We start from the raw sequence: 13,352 nt of genomic DNA, 5'->3' as shown, positions 1-13,352 counted from the left end.
CCACTCTTTAATTTCCCCTTTAATCAAGCTCTAAGCACCCTGCGGCGTATTCCCTGTCTCCTTCACCCGGCTATCACCCCGTAAACCATCCCCGCCACCGTGGACATGACCACCACGACCACCAGAAAAGTCAAGGTCTTTTTGGTGCCAAGAACACTGCGGATGACAAGCATGTTGGGCAAAGACAGGGCCGGACCGGCCAGGAGCAAGGCCAGGGCCGGACCCTGACCCATACCCGACCCCAGAAGGCCTTGAAGAATGGGGATTTCGGTCAAAGTCGCGAAGTACATCAAGGCGCCGATGACCGAGGCAAACAGGTTGGCTCCCCAGGAGTTGCCGCCCACAAGGGACTCCACCCAGCCAGGCGGGATCAATGCAGTCTGACCCGGACGGCCGAGCAGGAATCCGGCCACAAGCACACCGCCGAAAAGCAGAGGCAGGATCTGGAGCATAAAGCCCCAGGTCGCCTGGACCCACATGGCCCGCTCCTCATGAACGAACCATCTCCAGACCATAAAGGCCAGGATGAGGAGCAGGGCCCCGGAAATGTACCACTTGGCTGCAAAAATCCAGGCCCACAACCCGTTTTCGCCGGAAGTCGGCCGGGCCCAGGCCGCAAAAACGAGAATTAAAACCAGAACCAGCAGATAAAATCCATCCTGAACCAGGGTTCGCTTTCTAGCCCCCTCTTCAGGCAGGTAAATCGGTCCGGCCGAGCGTTTGGCTTCGTCTCGACGAAAAATAAACGCCATCAGAAGTCCGGTTACGATGGCAAATGTAACGGCGCCTATGGCCCGGGCCAGCCCGAGCCGCCAGCCTAGAATCCGGGCGGTCAGGATAATAGCCAGGACGTTGATGGCCGGTCCGGAATAGAGAAAGGCGGTTGCCGGACCAATCCCTGCGCCGCGCGTGTAAATCCCGGCGAAAAGAGGCAGCACCGTGCAGGAGCACACGGCCAGGACCGACCCTGAAACAGAGGCCACGGAATAGGAGAGCCACTTTTTGGCCGAGGCGCCGAAATATTTGAGCACCGCCGCCTGGGAGACAAAGGTGGCAATGGCTCCGGCAATGAAAAAGGCCGGGATGAGGCAGGTCAAGACATGTTGGCGCGCGTACTCCTGGAGCATCATAAAGGCTTCCAGCCCGGCCTGCTTCACCTGCTGATGATCCCAGGGCACCCAGTAAGCGCAGATAAATATTCCAATAATTATCAGTAGCTTATATCTATCTTTCATTTCGGCTTCTTTTCAGGCACGCAGGGGGCTGGTCATTCTTCAGAAAAAAGGCTCTCCGTTCAGAGTACGGCCCGGACAAGCTGCGTCCTCTGCCGCACCACCTCAAGGGCGCAGTCAAAAAACTGGAGCACGCAGGGCGTTTCCAGGTGGTAGAAGACCCGGTTGCCTTTTTTATGGTTGGTGACGATGCCAGCGTTTTTTAATATGGAAAGATGCTTGGAAACAGTAGACTGGTCCGCACCCACCAGGACGGTCAGGTCGCAGACGCATTGGTCGCGCTCTTTGAGGGAGTCAAGCATCATCAGCCGGCTTTCATGGGCGAGCGCCTTTGCCACTTCTGCTTTGAGTTTGTACAGGTTAGGTTTCATTTTAGCGTCCTCACTATATGGCAATATAGTCATAGAGCCAGAATTGTCAAGGGGAAATGCACCTCAGCGGACTAAATCCCGCAAACAAGCAAACCCAAAGGAACAGGACCGCCTGAAGGCAAGCACCGAAAAAGGCCCAAAAGCCGGTGCAGTTCAGGCCCAAAAAAAGGCAGGAGCAATCATATGCCCCTGCCTGGGTCAAACCGGACAGCCGCTGAACGCGAACAGAGTATCAACCCGGCTTTACGGCCTCGATGTATGCGGAAACAACATAGTCCCCGGCGTCTTCGCTCCTGTTCGGATCCCACTGCCTCAGGATTTCACGGCTACTGTCATTTGATTTGATCTTGATGTCCTGAAATCCGATTTCCCTCAACATTTCCTCTGTATCCTCAATTGTGGCGGCTCCACCAATACAGGCGGATATCAGAGCCAGGTTTTGCCGAATTTCATCTGGAAGCTGAGCGGTAGCTAAAACATCTGAAATGGCCAATCGGCCTCCAGGCTTGAGCACTCGATAGGCATCTTGGTATACACTCGATTTATTAGGGGAAAGGTTAATCACGCAATTGGACATGATAATATCAGCACTGTTATCGGCAACAGGTAGATTTTCAATCTCTCCCAATCGGAACTCGACATTACTTGTCCCCATTTTTTCCACGTTCCTCCTGGCTAAGCTGACCATGTCCGGCGTCATATCCACACCGATTACCTTTCCTGTTTCGCCCACTTCCCTGCCAGCCAGAAAGCAGTCGAGTCCGCCGCCGCTGCCCAGGTCAACAACAGTCTCCCCCGGTTTAAGGGTGGCGAGGGCCACGGGGTTGCCGCAACCGAGCGACATGTTCGCACCCTCGGGAACGCTATCAATATCTTCCTTTGAATATCCTATGATCTCGGACATTTTTTCTATGGAAATGTCCGATGGAGCGCAGCAGGATGCGGCTTGACCTGTTTCGGTGGAAACGTCTGTTGGAGCGCAGCAGGATGCGGCCTGGGTTGGTTTGGGGGAAATCTCTACTGGATCGCAGCAGGAGGCCGTTTGGCATTTTTCAGAAGCTGCGGCTCCGACCCTGGCTATTTTCCCGTATCTTTCTCGAACCGCCTCTCGGATTTCTTCTGGGTTTTTGTTTTTCATTTTTTCCTCCTTATTATTAGTATTCGACAACTATCGAATATCTTTTCCAAAAAAAATAAACCGAAAACTAAAATGTAAAAAAGCCTTTTAAAACCCTTAAAGCCTTCGGGTCAACCCAGCACTCGATCTTCTGCCCCTGGCGTTCCATGCGAATGAGGCCGGCCTGACGAAGTTCCTTGATATGATGCGAAATCGTGGAGGCCACGATACCCAGGTCCTGGCCAAGTTCACCGACACAGGCGCACCCTTCAGGCTCAATGTTGTTGTTAATGCTTGCAATCGTTCCTGGCTGGCAGCAGGAGATGAGGCGCAGGAATATCTTTAACCGGTTCGGATTGGACAGGGCCTTAAATATTTCGGCAAACTGTTGGATGTCATCTTCATCATAATTCGACATATATCGAAATATACCACAAGCCTGATTTTTGTCAAGACGTTTTAACGCTAATGTGGTTCATTTTACAAGGTGGGCTTTTAAGGCTGCGGGTTGATACGGTTTTTAAACGAATGGTTTCTGATACAATTGACAGTGAGTTATCCGGTCAGAACAGTCAATGGAAACTCATGCACGGGTCAGAGGCAGCTTTCCTCATCAAGATCAACTGTGTTATAAAGAACCAAACCATTTACAATAAGGTCTGAAGAATGCTTGCCGACCTTAAGGGCCAGATCGAAAGAATTACTTTTTTTAATGAGGAAAACGGCTTCACCATTGCCAAGGTCAAGGTCAGTGGCCGCCGGGATCTGGTGACCGTATTGGGGAACATGATGGCGCCCAAGCCCGGTGAGGTCATTAAAATGAAGGGTGAATGGATGCACCACCCGAGATTCGGCGAGCAATTCAAGATGGCGCAGTACAGGACCGAAGTTCCGGCGACGATCAGCGGGATGAAAAAATATCTGGGTTCCGGCCTCATCAAAGGCATCGGCCCGGTCATGGCCGGGAGGATTGTCAAAAAATTCAGCGAACAAACACTGGAAGTGATCGAAAATGAAGTTGAAAAGCTGGCCCAAGTCGAAGGAATCGGCAGGAAACGCATAATTATGATCCAGCGGGCCTGGGAGGAACAAAAGGAAATTCGCGAGGTTATGCTCTTTCTTCAGGCCCATGATGTGAGTTCAGGTTACGCCACCAAGATCTTTAAGCAATACGGCGATCAATCCATTCAGGTTGTCCGGGAAAATCCTTTTCGTCTGGCTTCGGACATCTTTGGGATCGGTTTTGTGACCGCTGACTTAATTGCTGAAAAGCTGGGTTTCCCCCGGGAATCACCGTTACGGGCTGAAGCGGGCGTCATTTATATTTTAAATCAACTCGCCGATGAGGGGCACGTCTTTTACCCTTATAATCCGCTGATTCAAAAATGCCGGGACATCCTGAAGGTGAACCGTGAGATCATCCTGGAGGCCTTTGCAGCTCTCACTATCCAGAAGCGAATCGTCATCGAAGAACTGAACGGACTGGAGGGTTCTAGCGAGGCAAACAAAGCAGTTTATCTGGCAGCGTTTTATGTGAGTGAAACGGGTGTGGCTGAGAGATTAACATCCCTTATCTTCACCCCAAAGTCCATACGAAAGATTGACGCCGGCAAGGCCGTTGGGTGGGTGCAGCAGCAGCTTGACATCCGCCTGGCTAAAGGACAGATCGAAGCTATCAAGTACGCGACCAGATATAAAATCATGGTCATCACCGGTGGGCCGGGCACCGGGAAAACGACCTTAATCAATGCTCTTATAAAAATTTTCAGAAGGATCGGCGTCTCTATCCAGCTGGCCGCTCCCACGGGACGGGCGGCCAAGCGCATGAGTGAGGCCACCGGGTTCGAGGCCAGGACCATCCACCGCGTGCTTGAATACAACATTCGAAAAGGAGGCTTTCAGAGAAACGATCGGGAGCCGCTGGAGAGCGATCTGCTGATCGTGGACGAGGCCTCAATGATAGACGTAACATTGATGTATCACCTTTTGAAGGCCATTCCTCCAGCAGCAACCTTGATCCTGGTCGGGGACGTGAATCAGCTTCCTTCTGTCGGTGCAGGAAATGTCCTGCTGGATATCATCTCTTCCGGGGCGGTGCCTGTGGTTCGCCTGAGTGAAATCTTCCGCCAGGCCAAACAAAGTTCGATCATCGTTAATGCGCACAGAATCAACAAAGGCCTGCTGCCTGACCTCAGGCCTCCTAAAAAAGAACTGGACGACTTTTATTTCATTGAGCAGGATGATCCGGAGGAAGTTCTCAGAATCATCATCGAACTGGCCCAAGATCGCATCCCAAATCGTTTTGGTTTCGATGCGGTGGAAGACATCCAGGTACTAACCCCGATGCATCGAGGCGTGGTGGGCACAGAGAACCTGAACCTGAAGCTTGAAGAGGCCCTCAATCCCCGGGACGATGGCCTCAGGCGCGGGGGAAAGGTCTTTCGCGTCGGGGATAAGGTAATGCAGATCCGCAATGACTATGATAAGGAGGTTTTTAACGGCGATATCGGCCGGATCGTCGGTATTGACGAGGAAATGCAGGAGGTGAGGATTGCTTTTGATGAACGAAGCGTGGTTTACAATTACCTAGACCTGGACCAGATCGTCCTGGCTTATGCTATCTCCATCCACAAATCCCAGGGTTCTGAATATCCGGCCGTGGTCATTCCCCTCCTGCCTCAGCATTATTTACTTCTACAACGGAATCTGATTTATACCGCGGTGACTAGAGGTCGAGAGCTGGTGGTGCTGGTAGGTTCGAAAGGGGCTCTGGCCATTGGAATCAGAAACGATCGCACGCAAAAACGGTTCACTTACTTAAAAGAAAGGTTGAAGTGAGGGTTGCCTGCAATTGGTGTATCAGGCAGAATCGGGCAAATCTTTGATGTAAGGAATGGGTGGAAATGAAAAAGGGGAAAAGGATTCTGATCATTGCTGATTCAATGGCCATGCCAAGGCCTGACGTGAAATATGAGGAGACCTGGATATCCCTGGTCAAACAAGCGTTTCCTGATTATGATTTTTTAGACAGGCCGGATCGCGGCTCCACCACCTTGAGGCTTGTCACCGAGGGCGGCGGCGGCGTGGATCTCTTGGAAATTTACGAGCCGGACCTGGTTATCATGCAGATCGGAATGGCTGAGTGTGCGCCGCGACTATTTAAGAAAACAGGTTTTGAATATTTCTTTCTGAATCGGATAATCCCGAGCAGATTTAGGCTTAACTATGTAAATTTTATAAAGAAAAAACGTGGCAGAAATCCTAAGATCACAGATGTCAGTCCTGATAACTTTAGAGCGAACCTGATTAATTACTTTGGAAGAGCTCAAAAAACGGGTGTAAAAGTTATTGTTCTTTTAATCTCAAAGGCTACAAAATTATTTTTAAGTAAAAGCCCATATATTATGGAAAATGTAAATCTGTATAATAGTATTTATCGGGAGGTAGCCGATTCATTTCCAAACGTTGAGCTTGTGATTCCCTTTGATGAAAATGTTGATTTGGAAAAGATTTCCTTGGATGAAGTGCATGTTAATGCTCAAGGTCATCAAATCATCTTTAATAATCTGAAACCCCATCTGCTCTAATGCATGAGGGAGAACTTTTGACAACAAGTTCCCTTGGTTAAAATTAATCCTTTTCGTTCTTTTTAGCCGCCTCCTCATCCCGGAGGGCTTTTCGCAGGATCTTGCCCACGGTTGATTTGGGAAGGGTTTCTCGGAACTCAACGACCTTGGGGGACTTAAAAGCCGCCAGCCTCTCACGGCAGAAGCTGATGATCTCTTTCTCGGTGGCAGTTTTCCCTTCCTTGAGCACCACGTACGCCTTGACCGTCTCACCACGGTACTTGTCAGGAACCCCCACCGCGACCGCGTCCGCAATCTTGGGATGCTGATAAAGCACCTCATCTATCTCCCGGGGATAGATATTGTATCCGCCGGCGATGATCATATCCTTCTTGCGGTCTACGATGTAGAAGTAATCATCCTCATCCATGACGGCGATGTCGCCGGTGTAAAGCCAGCCATCCTTGAGCTGATTGGCTGTTTCCTCGGGGTTGTTCCAGTAGCCCTGCATGATGAGGGGGCTTTTAATCATGATCTCGCCTGGCTCTCCCTTTTTCACGTCTTCCTTGCCTTCTTCCACATCAACGAGCCGTATGTCTGTATCAGGGAAGGGGATGCCAATGCTGCCGACCTTTTTGAGGCCCATCTGGGGGCTGGAGATGCCCAGGGAGGTGGTCTCGGTCATGCCCCAACCCTCACTGAAGAAGATTCCCATATCCTTGATCTGCTCGATGAGTTCCACGGCGATAGGAGCGGCGCCGGAGTTTAATACACCAAACTTTTTACCCAGGTTCAATTCCTCGGCCTTGGGGTGATTTATGATGGCGTTGATCATGGTCGCTACCGACGGGAAAAAAGTGATTTCCTCATACCGGCCCAGGATATCCATGAACTCATCAAGATCAAACCGGGGAACAAGGATCTGGGTGGCGGCGTTGAACAGGGCCCAGTTCATGACCACCACTATTCCATATACATGGAAGAAAGGCAGGACTCCCAGGACATTGTGGCTGTCCGGCGGCTTCTTGAGGAGGGTGGCGTTACCCCAGAGGGAGCACTGGAGCGTGGCGGCGATAAGGTTGAAATGGGTGATGATCGCGCCTTTGGGCACGCCGGTCGTGCCTCCGGTGAACTGAAGGGTGGCCGGGTCTTCCGGCTTGAGCTCCACCCTGGGCCGCCTGGTGTCGGTGCAGTTTTCGATCAGGGTGGAAAAATGGTGCCACCCGGGTTCAAACTCAAGGCTTTCCGCGGTGCTGGGAGGCATGCCTTTGATATAATCGGTGACTTTGGTCACGATGACTCGCTTGAGTTCAACAGACTGACATAGGGTTCGGACATTGGGCAGAACCATATCAAAGGTTATCAATGAAGTCATGCCCGTGTCTTCGGCCAGGGCTTTGAGTTCATCTGATGTATACATGGGATTGAGGTTCACCACGATCGCTCCAAGTGAGACGGTAGCAAAATAGGCAATAACATACTGCGGACTGGTCGGCAGATGAATGCCCACCCGCTCACCCTTGGTCACGCCCAGGGCTCCCAAAGCATTGGCCAGGCGCAGAACCTGCTGGCGCAGCTCCCAGAAGGTCATCTCCGTTCCCAGGAAATCAATAGCCGCTTTGTCCGGATAGGCGTTGACAGGCATCTGCAGAAGATCTGGCAAAGTTAAGCGGGGATAACGAATCGTAGGTGGTACGTTGTAATCATAATGCCTGATCCAAGGTCTCGATTCCATAATTTTCTCCTCCTGAGTAGTTTATACCTGGGAATATAGATTTGAATTTAAATGATAGTTGTTTCTGACAAAACCTGATAGCAAACCGTGGTACGCTTATATCTAAAAATGATGTGAAACATGTATCCTTCCCCTTTCAGCATTCATCGCTGGTAGGCCTTTTGGCCGGGAAGTTTCCTCAAGCAATATCACACACCTTCCGATGGCGTCAAGGCGGATTTACAAGCGGGATAAAAGGCTAAATATTAGAAGATAAAGTACGGGGAGGTTTAAAAATGACTGATGAGCCAGGAAAAAGGACCCGGTTTGGCAAAGGTGGCTACCCCGGATGAAAATTTGTGGTATGATGATGAATAAGTTTAAAATCTCAAGTTGAAATCAAAAGGCAAATGACCGTCTCGACCAAGCATTATATCTGGTTGGCGCATTTCCTGATCCTGGGACTGATCGTCTGGTCCGGGGTTCACCTGGGCGCGACCCTCCTGGCCCATCGCCTGGAAGACAGAGCCAGAAGCCAGACCTCGGTCAAAATCGCGGCGAGCCGGTCTCCCAGACTCCACACCCTGACCGAATATGAGGCCATTGTTCAGAACAACATGTTTGCCTTGGAGACGAAAAAATCAGCCTCCTTGTCCGCGCCGGAGCCTGCGCTCGAAACGGAAACCGCTGAAGCCAGTGACGAATTCAACCTGAAGGGAACGATCATCAACGAGCTGCCAGAACTGTCTTTCGCCATCCTGGAATCAGCCAAATCAAGAAAGCAGGACCTCTATCGCCCCGGCGATATGGTTGGTCAAGCCGAGTTGATTCAAATTAATCCGGGAGAAGTCCTCCTGCGCCTTCATGGTAAAATCCAGAGAATACAGATCGAAGAACCAAAGGCAAGCCCGCGAACACGATACAGAAGAAGCGCCTCGGCCTCAGTTTCCCGCACCAAAACCTCAAAGATAGCTCGGGCCGTGGGCCTGAACAAATATGTGGTCAGCCGGGAGATTCTCGACCAGGACATGGGCGACCTTTACAGCCTGTTGTCTCAGATCAATATCCAGCCTTTTCTCAAGGGCGGACAGCCTCATGGTTTCAGGCTGTCCTCGATTCGCCCCAACAGCATCTTCCACCAGTTTGGGCTGCGCAATAACGATGTCATCGTCAAGCTCAACGGGGTCGTCATTCGCCAGCCCGAAGATGTCATGGGCCTCTACCGGCAGATTACTCAGCTTGACACCGTGACCCTGGAAGTTGAACGGCGGGGCCGTCCGGCGACCTTTACTTATACGCTCAAGTAGGGTGTCTCATTGTACGAATCGTTTTTTCAGTTCAACGAACCGCCATTTAACCTGACCCCTGACCCGAGGTTCGTTTACCTCAGCCCGGGCCACCAGGAGGTCCTGGAGCATATGCTCTACGGGATTGACCAGCGTAAGGGGTTCATCCTGATTACCGGAGACGTCGGGGCCGGAAAGACGACCCTGACCCGGCTGCTGCTGGAGCGTCTGGACGAACGGGCCAGAACCGCTTTGATCTTCAATACATTTCTGAACGAGATCGAGCTGCTCCGGGCCATCAACCTTGATTTCGGCCTTTCAGCCGAAGGTTCTAGCCGGGAGGTTCTGATCGCTGCCTTGAATCGTTTCCTCATTGACGAGCTGACCTCGGGAGGCAATGCCGTCCTGATCATTGATGAGGCTCAAAATTTGTCAGTGCCGGTCCTGGAGCAAATCCGCATGCTGTCCAACCTGGAGACGGAAACCGACAAGCTCATTCAGATCATTCTGGTCGGTCAACCTGAGCTGACTCGCACTCTGGCCCGTCCGGACCTGGCGCAGCTGAACCAGCGCATCACGGTGCGCTGCCATCTTTCGCCCATGGAATATGAGGATACGGTTCGTTACATCCATCACCGCATCTCCATAGCCGGGCCTCAAAGCCTGGTCAGGTTCAAATCCAGGGCCTACCGTCTCATTCATCGTTATTCAGGAGGTGTGCCACGGCAGATAAACGCGCTTTGCGATCGGGCGCTTCTGGTGGCATTTGCCCGGGGAACCCATCTCATCAAGCCCGGGGCTGTGCGCCAGGCTCGAACCGAGCAGGCGGGTCAAGCGCGGCGGCCGGTCTGGACAGGCTCTTTCGCCGGAGCATTAAATAAGAGCCTTATCCCGGCGGCCTTGCTTTTTCTTCTGGTTATCCTGGCCTCTTACCTGAGTTACACCAAATTGAAGGGTTCTTTCTAGCATGAGTTCTATCCACGACGCCTTGAGACGAGCCCGTCGGATGAATGAAGCCTCGGGCCAGGTCCTGAATCCGCCCCAGGCAGACCTGCCGCTGAAGAAACCGCGTTCCAGGGCCCCTTTCCTGAGTATGATCGTCATTCTGGCCGTCGCGGCAGGGGCTGCGGCCTGGCTCGTCCTCCGCCCCGGGGAAACCGAGGCTCCGCTGGCTGAAAAGTCACAAACCCTGGCCAAAGCTGAGACCGCCGGTGCGGTTGCGCCTGCCTCGGCCAAGGCAAGCCCGGCCGCAAAAAGCCTGCTCAAACCGTCTGAATCTGAAAAGGCGGCCCCGGCCAAAAAACTGTTAAAAGCTGCCGCGCCGCAAACCAGTCCCCTCAAAGCGCGGCCCACGCCTGGCGTCATAAAGAAAAAGGCCGCGGCCCGGGCCAGGACGCAGCTTGCTGAAACCGCCCCCCGGCGTGACGAACCCGGCCTAAAAGCGCGGACCAAGGCCTCGCCGCCCCAGGCCGTTCGGGTTGCAGCCAGGCCGGTCAGGGACCCTGAGGCGGCCGTTAAGCATTTCAATCTGGGCCGCGCGGCCCAGGCAAAGGGGCGGTACAGCGAGGCGGTCTCCGAGTACCGCCAGGCCCTGCGTCTCAACCCCAACCTGGCCCAGGCCTACCTGAACCTCGGGAATATTTTTTTCTTTCACGATAAAACCCTGGATAAGGCCAAGGAGATGTACACCCGGGTCCTGAAGATTGACCCGGATAATAAATTAGGGCACAATAACCTTGGTGTCATATTCTTGAGGCGAAAACTTTTCGACCAGGCCGAAGCCCAGTTCAAGGCTGCCTTGAATCTGGATCAGGACTTTGCAGACGCCTCGTACAACCTGGCCTGTTTGTTCGCCCAAAAAGGTATGAAGCCCAAAGCCATGGCTTTTCTGCTTAAAGCGGCCCAGGTCAACCCCGCGGTTCGGGAATGGGCCGCTGGTGATCAAGATTTACAGGGCCTGGCTGACCTGCCGGAGTTTGACCGCTTTCTCCGCCAGGCCGCGCCAGCCCGGCACGCATCGGAAAAAGAGTGAAGATGAAAAGAACGTTTATTTTTGTAATTGTTTTAAGCCTGATCCTGGTCCTGCCTTGGCTGGCTCGAGCGGCCCGCATTGCCGAAGCTGAGGAAATTGGACGGGAGGCGCGGTTGTCTTCTGAGCGCAAGGTGACGATTGACTTTGTGGACGTGGACCTGAGGGTGGTGGCTAAATTCATCAGTGAACTGTTGGGTAAGAATTTTATCTTTGACCGACAGGTTCAAGGCAAGGTGACCGTCTTCTCCCCGACCAAAGTCACCCCGGTGGAAGCCTACCGGCTCTTTGAGTCCGTGCTGGAAGTCTACGGCTTTACCACGGTTCCTTATGAAAGTTACATCAAGATCATCCCTTCTCTCAAGGCCAGGACCAAGGCCATCGAGACCCGCGGCCGGGTTCTTTTACCTTCCAAAAAAGAGGATCGCGTCATCACACAGCTCGTCCGCCTGAAGCATGCCAACGCCGTTGAGATGCGCAAGCTCATGACGCCTCTTCTGGACAAGACCGGCGTCATGATGGCCTATGACGTGGGAAACATCATCATCATCACCGATTACGCTTCCAACATCTCCCGCCTCCTGGGGATCATCAAGGCCATTGACGTGGAAGGAGAAGGGGCGCGGCTCAGGCTGGTTCCTCTCAAGCACGCCTCGGCCCGGGACCTGGCCAGGGAGCTTGAGCAGCTGATCAGGATCAAAGGAAAGCCTCCGGCCTGGCAGGCCTTCAACATTGTGTCCGATGCGCGGACCAACACCCTCATCATCATGGCCCGACCGAGCCAGCTTGTGCTCTTCGAGGAGCTGGTGCAGAAGCTGGACACACCGGCCCCCAGAGGCGCGGCCAAGGTCCACGTTTACTTCCTGGAAAACGCCCTGGCCGAAGACCTGGCCAAGGTCTTGACTGACCTGGCCGGAAAAGACGTCCCGGCCAGGACCGAAGCGCAAAGGGGCGCCCCGCCCCGCCGGGTCTTACTCCAGGAGTCGGTGACCATTGTGGCCGACAAGTCCACCAATGCGCTCATCATCCGGGCTGAGACGCAGGATTACATGGTTCTGCGCTCCATTATTGAAAAACTGGACATCCAGCGGGCCCAGGTCCTGGTGGAAGGGCTGATCATGGAACTTTCCTTCCGCAAAACCCTCACCCTGGGAGCGGAATGGCGCGCCCTTGACATCCCGGCGCCGGATTCCAAGGCCACCACCATCTTCGGGGGGACCAACCTCCCCACAGGAACAAGCGCCCAGGGTTACCTGAATCAAATGGCTGCCCAGCCGCTGTCCGGCCCGTCCGGCCTGGTGCTGGGGGCGGCCAGGGGAACATTGAGTTTCGGGGGAGTGGCTTATCTGAACCTCGGTCTGCTCATTCAGGCCCTGCAGACCGACTCCGAGGTCAACATCCTTTCCACCCCCCATCTGCTGACCATGGACAACGAGGAAGCCACCATCATCGTGGGCGAGGAACGTCCCTTTCTTAAAAGCTCGACCCTGGACCAGGGACAGGTTACCAGGACCTTTGACTTTAAGGACCTGGGCATCACCCTGAAGATTACGCCCCAGACCAGCAAAGGGCAGTTTGTGAAACTCAAAGTCTTCCTCCAGATCAAAGATTTCGTGGCCGAGACGGAAACCGGGGCCGTGACCTCCACCAAACGGGAGACCGAGACGACGGTCATGGTGGCTGATGGTGAGACCGTGGTCATCGGAGGCCTGATTCGTGACAACACCCAGAAGACCAAGAGCGCGGTCCCCTGTCTCGGCCAGGTGCCGGTCATGGGCTGGCTGTTCAAAGCCCGGTCCGACACGGGCGACAAAACCAATCTCCTCATCCTCCTCACCCCGACCATCATCCGCAGCCCGGATAAACTGAGGGAAATAACGCTGGAGAAACAGAGGCAGGCCGAGGAAGCGCGCCGAATCCATCAAAAGGAAAAGAAGGAGCAGCTCAAGAAGACCCTCGAGATGCTCAAGGAATAACCCGCCTTCTGAGAGGCGGGTCTGAAAAGGCGATGGTTTTTCAAGCAGGCGCCTGGAATAA

At 53.3% G+C, this 13,352-nt stretch carries 11 protein-coding genes; 6 read left to right on the top strand and 5 right to left on the bottom strand.

What is annotated here, in order from left to right:
* Window positions 1-62: 62 nt before the first annotated feature.
* The 4 genes from JRI95_00155 to JRI95_00140 form a co-directional block, all read right to left on the bottom strand.
* A complete protein-coding gene (locus JRI95_00155; protein ID MBW2059953.1) occupies window positions 63-1,235 on the bottom strand; it encodes a permease in 1,173 nt (390 codons plus the stop codon).
* Between the two features lie 59 nt (window positions 1,236-1,294).
* A complete protein-coding gene (locus JRI95_00150; GenBank protein ID MBW2059952.1) occupies window positions 1,295-1,603 on the bottom strand; it encodes a winged helix-turn-helix transcriptional regulator in 309 nt (102 codons plus the stop codon).
* A gap of 232 nt (window positions 1,604-1,835) precedes the next feature.
* Window positions 1,836-2,741: an arsenite methyltransferase gene (locus JRI95_00145; GenBank protein MBW2059951.1), complete on the bottom strand. Its 906-nt coding sequence runs from the start codon at window positions 2,739-2,741 to the stop codon at window positions 1,836-1,838.
* Between the two features lie 67 nt (window positions 2,742-2,808).
* The gene (locus tag JRI95_00140; GenBank protein MBW2059950.1) at window positions 2,809-3,138 is read right to left on the bottom strand and encodes a helix-turn-helix transcriptional regulator; all 330 of its coding nucleotides are present in this window, start codon (window positions 3,136-3,138) and stop codon (window positions 2,809-2,811) included.
* A 248-nt stretch (window positions 3,139-3,386) separates the two neighbouring features.
* Here JRI95_00140 and JRI95_00135 point away from each other — a divergent pair, with 248 nt between their 5' ends.
* Both JRI95_00135 and JRI95_00130 read left to right on the top strand, forming a co-directional pair.
* Window positions 3,387-5,558 (top strand): ATP-dependent RecD-like DNA helicase, encoded by a 2,172-nt coding sequence (locus JRI95_00135; protein ID MBW2059949.1) that lies wholly within the window; start codon window positions 3,387-3,389, stop codon window positions 5,556-5,558.
* A gap of 59 nt (window positions 5,559-5,617) precedes the next feature.
* Window positions 5,618-6,307 carry an SGNH/GDSL hydrolase family protein gene (locus JRI95_00130; protein ID MBW2059948.1) on the top strand — a complete coding sequence of 230 codons (690 nt, stop codon included), beginning with the start codon at window positions 5,618-5,620 and terminating at the stop codon, window positions 6,305-6,307.
* A gap of 43 nt (window positions 6,308-6,350) precedes the next feature.
* Here JRI95_00130 and JRI95_00125 read toward each other — a convergent pair whose 3' ends face one another.
* Entirely contained in the window at window positions 6,351-8,021 is a 1,671-nt protein-coding gene (locus JRI95_00125) for a long-chain fatty acid--CoA ligase (GenBank protein MBW2059947.1), read from the bottom strand.
* Between the two features lie 389 nt (window positions 8,022-8,410).
* Between JRI95_00125 and JRI95_00120 the strand changes: the two genes are divergently transcribed.
* The 4 genes from JRI95_00120 to gspD are packed head-to-tail and all read left to right on the top strand — an operon-like array spanning window position 8,411 to window position 13,291.
* Entirely contained in the window at window positions 8,411-9,307 is an 897-nt protein-coding gene (locus tag JRI95_00120; GenBank protein ID MBW2059946.1) for a PDZ domain-containing protein, read from the top strand.
* 9 nt (window positions 9,308-9,316) lie between these two features.
* Window positions 9,317-10,252 (top strand): AAA family ATPase, encoded by a 936-nt coding sequence (locus JRI95_00115; GenBank protein ID MBW2059945.1) that lies wholly within the window; start codon window positions 9,317-9,319, stop codon window positions 10,250-10,252.
* 1 nt (window position 10,253) lies between these two features.
* Entirely contained in the window at window positions 10,254-11,318 is a 1,065-nt protein-coding gene (locus tag JRI95_00110) for a tetratricopeptide repeat protein (GenBank protein MBW2059944.1), read from the top strand.
* Between the two features lie 2 nt (window positions 11,319-11,320).
* Window positions 11,321-13,291 (top strand): type II secretion system secretin GspD, encoded by a 1,971-nt coding sequence (gene gspD, locus JRI95_00105; protein ID MBW2059943.1) that lies wholly within the window; start codon window positions 11,321-11,323, stop codon window positions 13,289-13,291.
* The last annotated feature ends 61 nt before the right edge of the window (window positions 13,292-13,352 follow it).

It is taken from the genome of Deltaproteobacteria bacterium, from assembly GCA_019308995.1.
Classification (GTDB): domain Bacteria; phylum Desulfobacterota; class Desulfarculia; order Adiutricales; family JAFDHD01; genus JAFDHD01.
The sequence above is the reverse complement of the archived record's forward strand: the minus strand, read 5'-3'. Positions and strand labels throughout refer to the sequence as shown.

Coding starts and splice junctions, on each gene's coding strand:
- JRI95_00155 (MBW2059953.1), bottom strand. CDS start 1,235: ATGAAAGATAGATATAAGCTACTGATAATTATTGGAATATTTATCTGC.
- JRI95_00150 (MBW2059952.1), bottom strand. CDS start 1,603: ATGAAACCTAACCTGTACAAACTCAAAGCAGAAGTGGCAAAGGCGCTC.
- JRI95_00145 (MBW2059951.1), bottom strand. CDS start 2,741: ATGAAAAACAAAAACCCAGAAGAAATCCGAGAGGCGGTTCGAGAAAGA.
- JRI95_00140 (MBW2059950.1), bottom strand. CDS start 3,138: ATGTCGAATTATGATGAAGATGACATCCAACAGTTTGCCGAAATATTT.
- JRI95_00135 (MBW2059949.1), top strand. CDS start 3,387: ATGCTTGCCGACCTTAAGGGCCAGATCGAAAGAATTACTTTTTTTAAT.
- JRI95_00125 (MBW2059947.1), bottom strand. CDS start 8,021: ATGGAATCGAGACCTTGGATCAGGCATTATGATTACAACGTACCACCT.
- JRI95_00120 (MBW2059946.1), top strand. CDS start 8,411: ATGACCGTCTCGACCAAGCATTATATCTGGTTGGCGCATTTCCTGATC.
- JRI95_00110 (MBW2059944.1), top strand. CDS start 10,254: ATGAGTTCTATCCACGACGCCTTGAGACGAGCCCGTCGGATGAATGAA.
- gspD (MBW2059943.1), top strand. CDS start 11,321: ATGAAAAGAACGTTTATTTTTGTAATTGTTTTAAGCCTGATCCTGGTC.